General features: G+C 55.7%; 17 protein-coding genes. 5 read left to right on the top strand and 12 right to left on the bottom strand.

The window, feature by feature from the left end:
• Window positions 1-24: 24 nt before the first annotated feature.
• From mliC to pdxY, 4 genes are all read left to right on the top strand, one after another.
• Window positions 25-348, top strand: a complete 324-nt coding sequence (gene mliC / locus NUX24_RS06765; protein ID WP_126328356.1) for a C-type lysozyme inhibitor — start codon at window positions 25-27, stop codon at window positions 346-348.
• A gap of 57 nt (window positions 349-405) precedes the next feature.
• Entirely contained in the window at window positions 406-1,062 is a 657-nt protein-coding gene (gene pdxH / locus NUX24_RS06760; protein WP_024909355.1) for a pyridoxamine 5'-phosphate oxidase, read from the top strand.
• Window positions 1,063-1,187: 125 nt separating this feature from the next.
• A complete protein-coding gene (gene tyrS / locus NUX24_RS06755; protein WP_047648003.1) occupies window positions 1,188-2,462 on the top strand; it encodes a tyrosine--tRNA ligase in 1,275 nt (424 codons plus the stop codon).
• A 66-nt stretch (window positions 2,463-2,528) separates the two neighbouring features.
• Window positions 2,529-3,389 carry a pyridoxal kinase PdxY gene (pdxY, locus tag NUX24_RS06750; RefSeq protein WP_257830443.1) on the top strand — a complete coding sequence of 287 codons (861 nt, stop codon included), beginning with the start codon at window positions 2,529-2,531 and terminating at the stop codon, window positions 3,387-3,389.
• A 60-nt stretch (window positions 3,390-3,449) separates the two neighbouring features.
• On the opposite strand, the gene gstA is transcribed toward pdxY, so the two are convergent.
• From gstA to blr, 12 genes are all read right to left on the bottom strand, one after another.
• On the bottom strand, window positions 3,450-4,055 hold the full coding sequence (gene gstA / locus NUX24_RS06745; protein WP_214575624.1) for a glutathione transferase GstA: 606 nt from the start codon (window positions 4,053-4,055) through the stop codon (window positions 3,450-3,452).
• Between the two features lie 100 nt (window positions 4,056-4,155).
• Window positions 4,156-5,664, bottom strand: a complete 1,509-nt coding sequence (gene dtpA / locus NUX24_RS06740) for a dipeptide/tripeptide permease DtpA (RefSeq protein WP_033145330.1) — start codon at window positions 5,662-5,664, stop codon at window positions 4,156-4,158.
• Between the two features lie 591 nt (window positions 5,665-6,255).
• Window positions 6,256-6,891, bottom strand: coding sequence for an endonuclease III (gene nth, locus NUX24_RS06735; protein ID WP_008500570.1), 636 nt, complete (start codon window positions 6,889-6,891; stop codon window positions 6,256-6,258).
• Window positions 6,888-7,574, bottom strand: a complete 687-nt coding sequence (locus NUX24_RS06730; RefSeq protein WP_023617347.1) for an electron transport complex subunit E — start codon at window positions 7,572-7,574, stop codon at window positions 6,888-6,890. The genes nth and NUX24_RS06730 overlap by 4 nt, the downstream gene beginning before the upstream one ends.
• Window positions 7,575-7,576: 2 nt before the next feature.
• Window positions 7,577-8,197, bottom strand: a complete 621-nt coding sequence (gene rsxG / locus NUX24_RS06725) for an electron transport complex subunit RsxG (RefSeq protein ID WP_257830439.1) — start codon at window positions 8,195-8,197, stop codon at window positions 7,577-7,579.
• Between the two features lie 10 nt (window positions 8,198-8,207).
• The gene (rsxD, locus tag NUX24_RS06720; protein ID WP_126328360.1) at window positions 8,208-9,260 is read right to left on the bottom strand and encodes an electron transport complex subunit RsxD; all 1,053 of its coding nucleotides are present in this window, start codon (window positions 9,258-9,260) and stop codon (window positions 8,208-8,210) included.
• Entirely contained in the window at window positions 9,261-11,291 is a 2,031-nt protein-coding gene (gene rsxC / locus NUX24_RS06715; RefSeq protein ID WP_257830434.1) for an electron transport complex subunit RsxC, read from the bottom strand.
• On the bottom strand, window positions 11,284-11,862 hold the full coding sequence (rsxB, locus tag NUX24_RS06710; protein ID WP_028012918.1) for an electron transport complex subunit RsxB: 579 nt from the start codon (window positions 11,860-11,862) through the stop codon (window positions 11,284-11,286). The genes rsxC and rsxB overlap by 8 nt, the downstream gene beginning before the upstream one ends.
• Window positions 11,862-12,443 (bottom strand): electron transport complex subunit RsxA, encoded by a 582-nt coding sequence (rsxA, locus tag NUX24_RS06705; RefSeq protein WP_257830424.1) that lies wholly within the window; start codon window positions 12,441-12,443, stop codon window positions 11,862-11,864. Before rsxA ends, rsxB begins: the two co-directional genes overlap by 1 nt.
• A 76-nt stretch (window positions 12,444-12,519) precedes the next feature.
• A complete protein-coding gene (locus NUX24_RS06700; protein ID WP_029740310.1) occupies window positions 12,520-12,960 on the bottom strand; it encodes a DUF2569 domain-containing protein in 441 nt (146 codons plus the stop codon).
• 86 nt (window positions 12,961-13,046) lie between these two features.
• Complete coding sequence (ydgT, locus tag NUX24_RS06695) at window positions 13,047-13,262, bottom strand: transcription modulator YdgT (RefSeq protein WP_013096896.1); 216 nt, start codon at window positions 13,260-13,262, stop codon at window positions 13,047-13,049.
• Between the two features lie 231 nt (window positions 13,263-13,493).
• The gene (gene blr, locus NUX24_RS06690; RefSeq protein ID WP_168112406.1) at window positions 13,494-13,619 is read right to left on the bottom strand and encodes a division septum protein Blr; all 126 of its coding nucleotides are present in this window, start codon (window positions 13,617-13,619) and stop codon (window positions 13,494-13,496) included.
• 243 nt (window positions 13,620-13,862) lie between these two features.
• On the opposite strand from blr, the gene NUX24_RS06685 reads away from it, so the two are divergent.
• The gene (locus NUX24_RS06685) at window positions 13,863-14,903 is read left to right on the top strand and encodes an oxidoreductase (RefSeq protein ID WP_257830420.1); all 1,041 of its coding nucleotides are present in this window, start codon (window positions 13,863-13,865) and stop codon (window positions 14,901-14,903) included.
• Window positions 14,904-14,913: the final 10 nt, after the last annotated feature.

Below are 14,913 nucleotides of genomic sequence, written 5' to 3'. Positions count from 1 at the left end.
CAGGAAAGTCTTCGGAATACGCCCATGAAAAAACTTCTTCTTATTGCCGCCCCTTTATTGCTGTCAGGATGCAGCGTCTATAACCAGCTCCTTGAGCGCATGCAGACCGATACGCTGGAGTATCGCTGCGACGAAAAACCGCTGACTGTGAAGCTCAACAATCCACGCCAGGAAGCCAGTTTTGTTTACGACAATAAATTGCTGACGCTGAAGCAGGGCATTTCAGCCTCAGGCGCCCGCTACACCGATGGTATCTACGTCTTCTGGTCGAAAGGCGACGGTGCCACGGTCTACAAACGCGACCGCATTGTGCTGAACAATTGCCAGCTCGAAAATCCGAAGCGTTGAGATTTTTACAGGGGCGGCGCACAATAGCGCCACCCACTCTCAATGTCAGCTAACGCCATGTCAGATAACGACGAACTGCAGCAAATTGCGCATCTGCGCCGTGAATACACTAAAGGCGGCCTGCGTCGCCAGGATCTTCCCGCTGAACCCCTCGTGCTTTTTGAACGCTGGCTGAAACAGGCCTGCGAAGCGAAACTCGCCGACCCAACGGCCATGGTTGTCGCGACGGTGGATGAAAACGGCCAACCGTATCAGCGCATCGTATTGCTCAAGCATTATGACGAGAAAGGGCTGGTGTTCTATACCAACCTCGGCAGCCGCAAGGCGCACCATTTAGAAAACAATCCGCGTATCAGCCTGCTGTTCCCCTGGCACATGCTGGAACGTCAGGTCATGGTCACCGGCAAGGCGGAACGTCTCTCGACGCTGGAAGTGGTGAAGTATTTCCACAGTCGCCCGCGTGACAGCCAGATTGGCGCCTGGGTATCAAAACAGTCCAGCCGCATTTCTGCCCGCGGCGTGCTGGAAAGTAAATTCCTGGAGCTGAAACAGAAGTTCCAGCAGGGTGAAATTCCTCTGCCAAGCTTCTGGGGCGGGTTCCGCATCCCGATTGAGCAGATGGAGTTCTGGCAGGGGGGCGAACATCGTCTGCATGACCGCTTTTTATACCAGCGCGAGAATGGCGGCTGGAAAATCGACAGACTGGCACCGTAATCCCCGAAATTTGTTGATTTAAGCGCTAGCGCACACCGCGCTTGCGCTTTATTCTATGGTCCTTTCGCATCAGGCGAAAAGTCGTGTACCGGCAAAGGTGCAGTCGTTTATACATGGAGAATTTGATGGCAAGCAGTAACTTGATTAAACAATTGCAAGAGCGGGGCCTCGTGGCCCAGGTGACGGACGAGGAAGCGTTAGCAGAGCGACTGGCGCAAGGCCCGATCGCGCTCTATTGCGGCTTCGATCCCACCGCTGACAGCTTGCATTTGGGGCATCTTGTTCCATTGTTATGCCTGAAACGCTTCCAGATGGCGGGCCATAAGCCTGTTGCGCTGGTGGGCGGCGCGACCGGCCTGATTGGTGACCCAAGCTTTAAAGCCGCTGAGCGTAAACTGAATACCGAAGATACCGTGCAGGAGTGGGTGGATAAGATCCGCAAACAGGTTGCACCGTTCCTCGACTTCAACTGTGGTGATAACTCTGCCATTGCCGCGAACAACTACGACTGGTTTGGCAGCATGAACGTGCTGACCTTCCTGCGCGACATTGGCAAGCACTTCTCTGTTAACCAGATGATTAACAAAGAGGCCGTGAAGCAGCGTCTGAACCGTGACGACCAGGGTATCTCCTTTACCGAGTTCTCCTACAACCTGCTGCAGGGCTATGACTTTGCCTGCCTGAACAAGCTGCACGGTGTTTCCCTGCAGATTGGCGGTTCCGATCAGTGGGGTAACATCACCTCCGGTATCGACCTGACCCGTCGTCTGCACCAGAACCAGGTCTTCGGTCTGACCGTTCCGCTGATCACCAAAGCAGACGGCACCAAATTTGGTAAAACCGAAGGTGGCGCGGTATGGCTCGATCCGAAGAAAACCAGCCCGTACAAGTTCTACCAGTTCTGGATCAACACGGCGGATGCCGATGTTTACCGCTTCCTGAAGTTCTTCACCTTTATGGACATTGAAGAGATCAACGCGCTGGAAGAAGAAGACAAGAACAGCGGTAAAGCCCCGCGCGCCCAGTACGTGCTGGCGGACGAAGTCACCAAACTGGTTCACGGTGAAGAAGGTCTGGCCGCGGCAAAACGTATTACCGCAAGCCTGTTCAACGGTACCCTGAGCGATCTGAGCGAAGCGGACTTCGAACAGCTGGCGCAGGACGGCGTGCCGATGGTTGAGATGGAAAAAGGGGCTGACCTGATGCAGGCACTGGTGGACTCTGAGCTCCAGCCTTCGCGCGGTCAGGCGCGTAAAACCATCGCGTCCAACGCTATCACCATCAACGGTGAGAAACAGGCCGACCCGGAATACACCTTCGTTGACGGCGACCGTCTGTATGGACGCTACACGCTGCTGCGTCGCGGTAAGAAAAACTACTGCCTTGTCTGCTGGAAATAAGTAACAGTCTCCAGGGGCGTGGGAAACCACGCCCCTTTTGTTTTTTCAGGGTTTGGTAAGCAAAAAATGAAGAACATCCTCGCCATTCAGTCCCACGTTGTTTTTGGACACGCTGGCAATAGCGCCGCGGAATTCCCGATGCGTCGCCTCGGCGTCAACGTCTGGCCCCTTAATACCGTGCAGTTCTCTAACCACACGCAATACGGCAAATGGACCGGCTGCGTAATGCCGCCTTCGCACCTCACCGAGGTTGTGCAGGGGATTGCCGATATCGACCAGCTCAAACGCTGTGACGCCGTGCTGAGCGGCTACCTCGGCTCAGCGGAGCAGGGGGAGCATATCCTCGGCATCGTGCGACAGGTGAAAGCCGCAAACCCGTCGGCAAAATACTTCTGCGACCCCGTCATGGGCCATCCGGAGAAAGGCTGCATCGTGGCGCCGGGCGTTGCAGAGTTTCACGTCCGCCACGCGCTGCCCGCCAGCGATATCATTGCGCCAAACCTCATTGAACTGCAGATCCTCTGCGAGCGTCCGGTTAACAGCGTAGAAGAGGCGGTAAGCGCGTCTCGCGAACTGATAGCCCAGGGGCCTGAGGTGGTGCTGGTAAAACATCTCGCCCGCGCAGGGCTGAGTCAGGACCGTTTTGAGATGCTTCTGGTGACGAAAGATGACGCCTGGCATATTAGCCGTCCGCTGGTGGATTTCGGCCTGCGCCAGCCGGTTGGGGTTGGGGATGTCACCAGCGGTCTGCTGCTGGTGAAATTACTGCAGGGGGCGACAATACGCGACGCGCTGGAGCACGTTACCGCGGCGGTGTACGAGATCATGATTGCGACGAAAGAGATGCAGGAATATGAACTGCAGGTGGTTGCGGCACAGGATCGTATCGCGAAGCCGGAGCACTATTTCAGCGCAACCCGGTTATAACTGTCCAAAACGTGTAGGCCGGGTAAGCGTTAGCGCCACCCGGCAACACAGGCCGCTCGGTTAGTTCAACCCTTCCGCTTTCAGCGCCGCAGCCACCGCAGGACGCTCCGCCACGCGTTTCATATACGATGCAATGTGGTCTAACCCTTCCAGGTTCAGCTTAACCGCGCGCGCCCAGCGCAGCACGGTAAACAGATACGCATCGGCAATCGTGAAGCGTGAACCACAAATCCACTGTTCGTCTTTCAGCGATTCGTTAACGTACTGCAGCTTTTTCTCAAGGAGCGCACGCACGGTCGGCTTAAACTCTTCCGGTGTATCCGGACGGAAGAGGGGGGTAAAGCCTTTGTGCAGCTCGGTGGCAATGTAGTTCAGCCATTCCAGCGTTTTATAACGAGAGATAGTACTGACCGGCGCCAGCAGCTGGCGATCGGGCACGCTATCGGCCAGGAACTGCATAATCGCGACGCCTTCTGTCAGCAGAGTACCGTCATCCAGCAAGAGTGCCGGAACTTGTCCCTTAGGGTTAATGGCAAGAAAATCATCGCCATTTTCCAGACGCTTTTTCATCAGATCAACGCCGTCCAGCGTGAAATCTTTGCCGCTCTCGCGCAGGGTGATATGGGAAGCAAGAGAGCACGCGCCCGGTTTGTAGAACAGTTTCATCGGTAACTCCTTTTTGCTGAGGTTTCAGCTATGTTAGTGCGCGAAAGGATAAAAAAAAAGCCGCTAATATGCATTAGCGGCTCGTCGTTTCTCAATAATCTTATGCGGTAGCGGTTTTGGTCGCTTCAGCCGTCTTGTCGTCGTCCTGAGTCATACGATTCAGTTTCGGCGCGGTCAGCAGCATCAGAACTGCAATAACGGCAGTCGCGATACCAATCTGCATGAACACGGTACCGTAGACGTTCAGGGAGACCAGTGGGTCAGTGACGTTTTCCGGCACAGCCATCAGGTTCGCAATTTTACCCGCAATGATTGCCGCACCGGCAGTGGTCAGGAACCAGCTACCCATAATGAAGCCCATCAGACGCTGTGGCACCAGCTGTGCAACCATCGCTAGACCCAGACCGGAGATCATCAGTTCACCGATAGACTGCAGCGCGTAGCTCAGGATTAGCCAGTTAACGGAGACGATACCCGCGTCGGTGGCAAATTTGGTACCCAGCGGCAGCACCAGGAACGCGCCGGAGCACAGCACCATACCGATAGCAAACTTGTGCGGCATTGGCAGGCGGTCACCCATCTTGTTATAGATAGCGGCCAGAATCGGGCTACCAATCATGATCCAGAACGGGTTCAGCGCCTGATACTGTTCCGGCTCGAACGCGATGCCCAGAATTGAGTGCTCAACGTTACGAATGGCGAAGAAGTTCAGTGAGGTTGGCATCTGGCTGTACAGCACGAAGAAGATAATCGCTTCCAGCATCAGAATGAACGCCACAATCATCTTGCGACGGGCAGCACCCTGCATGGCGAACGCTTCTTTCGCAAAGATAACCACGATACCAAGAGCAACCACGCCCAGAACGGCACGGGCGATACCCTGGTTGTGCAGCAGCCAGGTGGCAATTGCCGCGAGGACAACAACGCCCACGATGGTGGCCAGCAGTTTGCCCATATGCACAGGCTCGAAGTCAGGTTTTGAACCGTAGTCTTTAACCCAGCTGCGGCAGAACAGGAAGTTCACCACGGTGATCAGCATGCCCACGAAGCTCAGCGCAAACGCTACGCTCCAGCCGAACTTCGCCGCGAGCCATGGAGTTGCCAGCATCGAGAAGAACGAACCGATGTTGATGGACATGTAGTACATGGTAAATGCACCGTCCAGGCGCGGATCGTCTTTGTTATAGCAGGTAGAAAGCAGGGAGGACGGGTTCGCTTTGAACAGACCGTTACCGACGGCAATCGTCGCCATACCCATATACACGACAGCGGCATCATGCCCTGACCATGCAACCAGACCATAGCCAATCGCCAGGACGATGGCGCCCAGCATGATGACACGTTTAGTCCCGAGGACTTTATCACCCAGCCAGCCGCCAATAGCGACCAGACCGTACACCAGAGCACTGAAGGAAGAGAACAGCGTGATGGAATCGGCTTCGGACATACCCAGCTGTTTTACCAGGTAAACGGCCATGATCCCTTGCAGGCCGTAATAACCAAAACGCTCCCATAACTCGATAGAGAAGATGAGATAGAACGCTTTAGGCTGTTTAAAAGCGTTAAGACTCACGCTTTCATCTGTTGGTTTATTGTTTGCAGTAGACACATATACCTCTTTTTTTACATCCCATATTAACGGGGGTGTTCATAGCGTGATGGCCGTCGTCCATACGCCTTATAGTTATATTGGGAGGAGAAACGGCGGGTAATGTTCACTATCCTGCCCCATCTGGCAATACGTTTGTAATAATCTGTTACATATATCTGGAGTGGTATAATCATCGGGTCATGCAAATGTTATTCAGCGTTAAATTTCATACGATGAGTAAAGGTAGTTTTTTCTACTGGTACTGGCCCGTCAGGGCTGGCTTTTGGCGATATGTTCTGCTATTTGCCGCTTAATGCAGTGATATGGGCCATATTCTGAAAAATAGCTGGTCTTATCTTCGGTGATGGAAGGAGAGTATCTTGTCAGACAAAGGGTTTAGGCGGATTTTGACAACAAAAATTCAACATGAAGTTATCAGGGTGATCGCGATCACAGATGTATAGAAATTTTTGGCTATGAAAAAACTATTAACCTGTTTGAGCGTTAAACAACCGAACAAGTGACAGGTCAGGGGGAATGAAAGACGGACAAATAACGGCCAAAAGAAGGGTGCCTGGTAACCCTTCTTTTAGTAAGGGGTTGTGACGATCAGGGATACACTTTTTCTTTGTATTCGCAGAGATCTTCAATAATGCAGGAGCCGCAGCGAGGCTTACGGGCAATACAGGTATAGCGGCCGTGCAGAATCAGCCAGTGATGGCAGTCAACCTTAAATTCGGCCGGAACCACCTTTAACAGCTTCTCTTCGACCTGCTCAACATTTTTCCCCGGCGCGAAGTTAGTCCGGTTAGAGACGCGGAAAATATGCGTATCCACGGCGATGGTCGGCCAGCCAAACGCGGTGTTGAGCACCACGTTTGCGGTCTTACGCCCCACGCCCGGTAAGGCTTCCAGCGCGGCGCGATCTTCCGGTACTTCGCCTCCGTGCTGTTCCAGCAGGATCCGGCAGGTCTTAATGACGTTCTCGGCTTTGCTGTTAAACAGGCCGATGGTTTTGATATAGGACTTCACGCCTTCCACGCCCAGCTCCAGCATGGCTTTTGGCGTATTGGCGACCGGATAAAGCAGGGCAGTGGCTTTATTGACGCTCACATCGGTCGCCTGCGCAGAGAGCAACACCGCGATCAGCAGCTCAAACGGGGAGGTAAAATTCAGCTCCGTCGTCGGGTGCGGGTTCTCGTCCCGCAGACGGGTCAGGATCGCAATGCGCTTTTCTTTATTCATGAAGCCTTCTCGGGTGTCCCTTCCAGAACGCTACGCTCAGCCGCGCGGCGCTTACGTTTCTCATCAATAAGGTATTTTATCGCCAGCATCATGCCAAGGCCAATAAACGCGCCAGGGGGCAGCATTGCCAGCAGGAATGGCGTATCGGTGTGGAACACTTCAACGCGCAGCGCCTTGGCCCAGCCGCCCAGCAGCGCATCTGCGCCGTCAAACAGCGTACCGTTACCGAGGATCTCGCGCAGCGAGCCCAGCACGAACATGGCGCAGGTGGCACCCATTCCAATGGAAAAACCATCCAGCGCCGACATGGCGGGGCTGTTTTTCACCGCGAACGCTTCCGCACGGCCAACGACGATACAGTTGGTGACGATAAGGGGAATAAAGATCCCGAGCGACTGGTACAGGCCGAACGCGTAGGCGTTAATCAGCATCTGGACGATACTGACCACCGACGCAATGATCATGACGTAAATCGGAATACGAATTTCCGACGGCGTCCAGCGTCGCAGGGCGGAGATGGAGAGGTTGGTCAGGGTCAGCACCAGCGTGGTTGCCAGACCCAGACCGAGCGCGTTGGTGGCGGTGGACGTTACCGCCAGCAGGGGACACATCCCCAGAAGCTGCACCAGTGCGGAGTTGTTCTTCCACAATCCCTGGACAATAACCTCTTTAACCTGGCTCATGATTACTCCTCACAGGCCGGAAGATTGTTGAGTTGCGCGGGCAGCGTTTCGGCATACAGCCCGGCTCGTTTTACGGCGTTCACCACGGCGCGCGGCGTGATGGTCGCGCCGGTGAACTGGTCGAACTCGCCGCCATCTTTCTTCACCGCAAACGCGGTATCCCCTTCGCCATGGATAACTTTACCGGCGAAGTGCAAAATCCAGTCGCTCAGCCGGGTTTCAATTTTATCGCCCAGGCCCGGCGTTTCATGATGTTCCGTCACGCGAGTACCCAGAATAGTGCCGGAGAAATCGCTGCCGACAAGCAGCTGAATGGCGCCGGAATAGCCGTCGGGCGCCGTCGCTTCCATCACCGCGCCTACCGGTTTATCCCCTTTGCGGGCAATAAAGAGGCGGTGCGGGCCTTTCCCAAGCTGCGGCGCATCTACCACAAAGCAGCTCTTTTGCAGGTCATTATCGTAGAAATCGGACGGGATCACCTGATCGAACAGCGCCTTTTGCTGCTTTGAAGCCTGCTCTTCGATGGTCGTTTTAGTTAACGAGTTAACCAGGGCCGTCAGCCCGGTCAGGACCGCGGCGAAGACAGCCAGCGTGACGCCGTGTTTTTGCATCGTTTTTAACATGGCGGAACCCTTAGCGATGGCCGTACACGCGCGGGCGCGTGTAATAGTCGATGAGCGGAACGGTAATGTTGGCAAGCAGGACGGCAAACGCGACGCCGTCCGGGTACCCGCCAAAGCTGCGGATGAGCCATACCAGCAGGCCCGCCAGCGCGCCGAAGATCAGGCGGCCGCGGTTAGTCGTTGACGCCGTCACCGGATCCGTCAGGATAAAGAAAGCACCTAGCATGGTCGCACCGGAGAGCAGGTGCATCTGCGGGCTGGCGAGTGATTCAGGTGAGAAGACCCATCCCAGGGTCGCGCAAACCGTCAGCGTCACGAGGAAGCTGACCGGAATATGCCAGCGAATGGCTTTCTGCTGCAGCAGAAACAGGCCGCCCAGCAGATACGCCAGGTTGACCCACTGCCAGCCTGCGCCTGCAAGCATGCCGCTGTAAATCGCGGATTTCATAATCTGCTCAACGCTGTGCCCGGCATGCAGGGACGTTTTAAAGGTATCGAGAGGCGTCGCCTGGCTGATGCCGTCCACGCCCATGCGCAGCGCGTTCATATCAGCGCCGAGCGCCGTATGGCCGGTAAAGATAACGTGCAGGGCATCCATAAAGCCGGGAACCGTGGCCGCAATCTCGTGCGGTGGCAGCCAGCTGGTCATCTGCACCGGGAAGGAGATCAGCAGCACCACGTAGCCAATCATCGCCGGGTTAAACGGGTTATGGCCGAGCCCGCCATACAGCTGTTTGGCAATGATCACGGCAAACACGGTGCCGAGCACCACCATCCACCACGGGGCAAACGGTGGAATACTAATGGCGAGCAGCAGGCCGGTCAGCAGCGCGGAGTTGTCAGCCAGAATGCGTGACACCGTCATCTTACGCAGCTTCAGGACGAGTGCTTCCGCCGCGACGGCGCTGGCGCAGCCCAGGATTATCTGGAACAGGGTTCCCCAGCCGAAAAACCAGCACTGAACGGCAATGCCCGGCAGCGCGGCCAGGCAGACCAGCATCATAATGCGCGATGTCTGGCGCTGATTGTGGGTGTAAGGGGAGCTTGCGATTCTGAAAACCATTTAATCCTCGTTTACGGCTTGCTGTGCGGCTTTCTTCGCCTGAACGCGCGCAATGGCGGCGGCGACGGCGGCCTTACGCGGGTCATCGTTGGCGGCCTGCGGCTGCTCTTCCTGCTGCGCAGCCTTACGGGCTTTGGCGCGGGCAATCGCTGCTTCGACGGCGGCTTTACGCGGGTCGACCGGTGGTGCTTCTGCTTCTGATACTGCCTCTGGCGCCTGCTGCGCAGCCTTACGGGCTTTGGCGCGAGCAATCGCCGCTTCGACGGCGGCTTTGCGTGGGTCGACCGCTTCTTGCTCGACGACTACCTGCTGTTCTCCAGATTTGCGGGCTTTGGCGCGAGCAATCGCCGCTTCAACGGCCGCTTTACGTGGGTCGATCTCAGTATCTGCCTGAACCGTTTGCGCTTTTTCCGCCTGACGCGCGCGAGCCGCAGCCTTTCGCGCTTCGCGGGCGGCAATCGCTTCGCTGTTATCCGGTTTTTCCCCGGCCTGGATCACCACCGTCTGGGCGGCATCGGCTTTTTTCTCGCGAACGCGCGCCAGTGCGGCGTTGATCGCATCCTGATCTTTCCCTGCAGGCTGAACGGCGGCCTGCTTATGGCGTTCCTGACGCGCGACTTTTTCGCGCTCCAGTCGCGCCTGACGCGCTTCGAAGCGCGCCTTGGCTTCCGCAGCGCGTTTTTCTTCCATGGAGATGGCATAAATCTCGGCCTTCTCCTGGCGGAAATATTGCACCAGCGGAATGTTGCTCGGGCAGACCCAGGCGCAGGCGCCGCATTCAATGCAGTCGGCCAGGTTATGGGCTTTCGCCTTATCGTGCAGCTGGCCTTTGCTGTACCAGTACAGCTGCTGCGGGAGGAGATCCGCCGGGCAGGCATCGGCACAGGCGCTGCAGCGGATGCAACCTTTCTCTTCCTGCTCTTCACCCATTTCGGTTGGGGAAGGGGCGAGCAGACAGTTCGTGATTTTCACTACCGGAACGTCCAGCCACGGCAGCGTAAAGCCCATCAGCGGGCCGCCCATGATCACCATCTGGTCGCTGGCCGGGCAAAACTCAGCCTGTTCCAGCAGATGGCGCACCGGCGTACCCAGACGCGCCCAGACGTTGCCCGGACGAGAAATCGACTCGCCGGTCAGCGTCACCACGCGCTCGGTCAACGGCTCGCCGTCAATCACCGCGCGTTTCACCGCATAGGCGGTGCCGACGTTTTGCATCAGCACGCCGATATCCGAAGAGCGTCCGCCGTGTGGGACCTGCTTGCCGGTGAGAATTTGCGTCAGCTGTTTTGCGCCGCCAGAAGGGTACTTGGTCGGAATAACGCGCAGGCTAATATCGTGACTGCCCGCCAGCACGGCGCGCAGCATCGAGATGGCCTGCGGTTTATTGTCTTCGATACCAATCAGGACTTCCCGCGGCTGCAGAATGTGCGCCAGAATGCGGATGCCTTCCACCACCTGGGCAGCACAGTCCTGCATCAGGCGATCGTCGGCGGTGATATACGGCTCGCACTCTGCGGCGTTGATAATCAACGTCTGGATGTTATCGCCACCGCCGCGCAGCTTGACGCCGGTCGGGAAGCCCGCGCCGCCCAGCCCGGCGACGCCGAACTGATGAATTCTCTCGATAAGCGCTTCGCGGCTCTGGCTGCGGTAGTCGCTCCAGCCGTCACGATCGATCCAGCGGTCTTCGCCGTCGGCTTCAATGATCACGCTCAGCTCTGAAAGCGCGGACGGATGAGCCACCGTATGCGGGGCAATCGCCACCACTTTACCGGAGGTAGGGGCGTGCACCGGCAGCATGCGTCCGCGGCCAAAGGTCAGCGGCTGACCGCGAAGAACCGTATCGCCTTCTTTTACGCACAGCTCGCCCTCAGCGCCAATATGCTGCTTGAGCGGCATGACGTAACGCGTCGCCAGCGGAATTTGACGCAGCGGTGTGCCGTTGGACTGGGTTTTCATCTCTGGCGGATGGATACCGCCGTCAAAGTCCCAAATCTTATCTTTTCTGAAAGCAGAAAATAACTTAAGCATGTTGTTCCACAGGAATATTGCGAACCGGAATGGTTTGAAGATCCCACTTCCAGCTTTCGGTAGTCGTTTCAACCGGGCGCAGCTCAATACATTGCGTCGGGCAGGGGGCCACGCAGAGGTTACAGCCGGTGCACAGATCCGCCACGACGGTGTGCATGGCGCGGGTGGCGCCAACAATGGCGTCAACCGGGCAGGCCTGAATACATTTGGTGCAGCCGATGCAGTTGGCCTCGTCGATCACGGCGAGGGCGCGAACCGGCTCCTGCACCTCCGCATCGCCATCAACGGGCTGCGGATCGACGTTAAGCAGGGCCGCAATTTTCAGCATCACCGCTTCGCCGCCGGGGGCGCAGCGGTTAATTTTTTCACCCTGAATGCCTACCGCTTCCGCGTAGGGACGGCAGCCCGGGTAGCCGCACTGCCCGCACTGGCTTTGCGGCAGGAGCTCATCAATTTTCTCAACAACAGGATCGTCCTCTACCGCGAAACGGCGGGAGGCATAACCCAGGATAAGGCCAAACACCAACCCCAGGACGCTGATAGAGGCGATGGCAATCCAGATAGCATTCATTACAACTTCACCAGACCACTAAAGCCCATAAAGGCCAGAGACATTAAACCTGCGGTCACCAGCGCAATCGCGTTACCGCGGAAGGGCGCGGGGATATCCGCTGCCGCCAGACGCTCGCGAATCGACGCGAACAGGACCATAACAAATGAGAAACCGACGGCGGCGGAAAAACCGTACATCGCCGACTGCATAAAGTTATGGCCAAGGTTGATGTTCAGCAGCGCAACGCCGAGAACGGCGCAGTTGGTGGTGATCAGCGGCAGGAAGATACCCAGCAGGCGATAGAGGGCCGGGCTGGTTTTACGCACCACCATCTCAGTAAATTGCACAACAACCGCAATGACCAGAATAAAAGCCAGCGTACGAAGATAGATTAACCCCAGCGGGATGAGGATCCAGGTATCAATCAACCACGCGCAGATGGACGCCATCGTCATGACGAAGGTCGTCGCCAGCCCCATGCCCATCGCCGTTTCCAGCTTTTTGGACACCCCCATAAACGGGCACAGGCCAAGGAACTTCACCAGAACGAAGTTGTTAACCAGCACGGTGCCGACAAAGAGCAGTAAGTAATCGGTCATTATTTAGCCTGAAATAAAAAAGCCGCCTATTATCGGACAAACTTACGCAGGCGACAACAGGTTATCTGTAAGGTTATTACGGGTTCACGAAGGTGTTTTTTACCCGCGTCGAACGCTTGAAATAGGGGACCAGCAGCGCGGCGGCCAGTAACGGGAAAAGCAGCTGACGAACGGCCAGAGCATCTGATACGGGCGAAAAAGCAAACGCTTTAACCGCCAGCAGAACCGAAATCAGCAGCCAGATAATGTAGTGTTTAGGTACACTTTTGCGGCGCTTAAAGAAGGCAATGGTCAACCACAGGGTGTAGTACCACATACCAATCGCGAAAACGAACGACACAAACCACATCGCGATATTCAGCACGCTTTGCGACATCAGGGTCTGGATAGCGTGAGGAGTAATCAGCGCGGTGGTATACAGCAGCAGCGCAAGTGATGCGCTTAATAAGGCAACCAGCAGCCATGCCAGTGGGGCGATTAACCAGCCTCCAATGCGATCTCCAGGCGTTGCGGTCATGAACTCTCCCATAATCTGCGCGAAATGTTGTACAGCCAGTTTGCAGGGCGGAGAGTATATAACATTTCGCGCGGATGGCTACTTTCTTATAAAACGTAACGCCATACGGACTTAGGCACTTCACCCACGTTGAACAAACGACCTCCGGAAACCAGCTCCGCACGGCGATGGTCAGCGGCGCGATACATATTAATGATGTCCTGATTATCCGACAGGGTGTAGTTCAGATGGTCAAACAGTTTTTCCAGGCTCTCAAGCGAATTGATCTTGCGAAATTTTAATAAATAGTCCTGAACTGTCATATTAATAAGTTTCCATATAAAAGTGAGTAATACCAGTTAAGGTAATTCGTTCGAATAATAAACGGATTAATAAAGACGTAAACAGCCCACTCAGGTAACGCGACGAAATTAGGAGTTTTCTTTGCTGAAATTCAGGCATCAGACGATGCCTGGAAGAGAAGGTTAACCGTGTTCACCAGGGCTGGCAATAAGTAACTGACATATTATGTCACTCTTTATTGCAGTAACCGGTTACTTAGGTTGGGCGACTGTGACAGGCTCCGGCGGCTGGTAGTTATCGATATGGCTGGCAACGCCCAGCAAAATGACCGAAACCCCAAGGACAATCCATCCCGCTAATTCAATGATTCGATTAATAATTGACGTCATGATTCGTAGTTGTACTTTATCCATAAATACAGGTCGCAAATGTTACAGCGACGTTTCCCCGACGGCAAGCGCTTTGGGAACGGTTCCCTTAAATAAAATCAGTGGGTTAATACTATGTAACAAAAACAACCCCTACAACCTGCTATTTTAAGTCATATGGCACATTATTAATCTGTGGTAATGCCAGGCTAGCCAGTGTGAAATAAGAACGTCATAAAAGAGGACGGCACTATGAGTGATAATATCCGCGTTGGGCTTATCGGCTACGGGTATGCAAGCAAAACGTTTCATGCGCCTCTGATAGCCGGGACGCCGGGGATGACCCTGGCTGCGGTATCCAGCAGCGATGCCGCTAAAGTCCATGCCGACTGGCCTTCCGTGCCGGTTGTCTCTGAGCCAAAACACCTTTTCAACGATCCGAATATTGATTTAATCGTTATCCCCACCCCGAACGACACCCACTTTCCGCTGGCCAAGGCCGCGCTTGAAGCCGGTAAGCACGTGGTGGTCGATAAGCCCTTTACCGTCACCCTGTCTCAGGCTCGCGAACTGGATGCGCTGGCAAAGAGTCTGGGCAGGCTGCTGTCGGTGTTCCATAACCGCCGCTGGGATAGCGACTTTCTGACGGTAAAAAGGCTTCTCAGTGAAGGCACGCTAGGGGAGATCCTCTTTTTTGAATCGCACTTTGACCGCTTCCGTCCGCAGGTACGAAACCGCTGGCGCGAGCAGGCCGGTCCGGGCAGCGGCATCTGGTACGATTTAGCCCCGCATCTGCTGGATCAGGCCGTCAATCTTTTTGGTCTGCCGGTGAGCATGACGGTCGATCTGGCCCAGCTCAGGCCCGGCGCGCAGACAACCGATTACTTCCACGCGGTGCTCAGCTATCCGCAGCGCCGGATTGTGCTGCACGGCACGATGGTCGCGGCGGCGGAATCGGCCCGCTATATTATTCACGGCACGCGCGGGAGCTACGTGAAGTTTGGCCTCGATCCGCAGGAGGACCGGCTGAAAAGCGGTGAACGTTTACCGCAGGAAGACTGGGGCTATGATATGCGCGACGGCGTGGTAACGCGGGTGGAGGGTGAGGAGCTGGTAGAGGAGACCTTGCTGACGATCCCGGGCAACTATCCTGCCTATTACGCGAGCATCCGCGATGCGCTGAACGGCACGGGGGAGAATCCGGTTCCGGCCAGCCAGGCGATTCAGATTATGGAGCTGATTGAGCTGGGCATCGAATCTGCCAAACATCGCGCCACGCTCTGTCTGGCATAAGACTTAAATG

This window comes from Enterobacter sp. HG048, assembly GCF_024702055.1.
Taxonomy (GTDB): domain Bacteria; phylum Pseudomonadota; class Gammaproteobacteria; order Enterobacterales; family Enterobacteriaceae; genus Enterobacter; species Enterobacter dykesii.
Note: the sequence above shows the minus strand (reverse complement) of the source record. Positions and strands in the feature narration are given on the sequence as shown.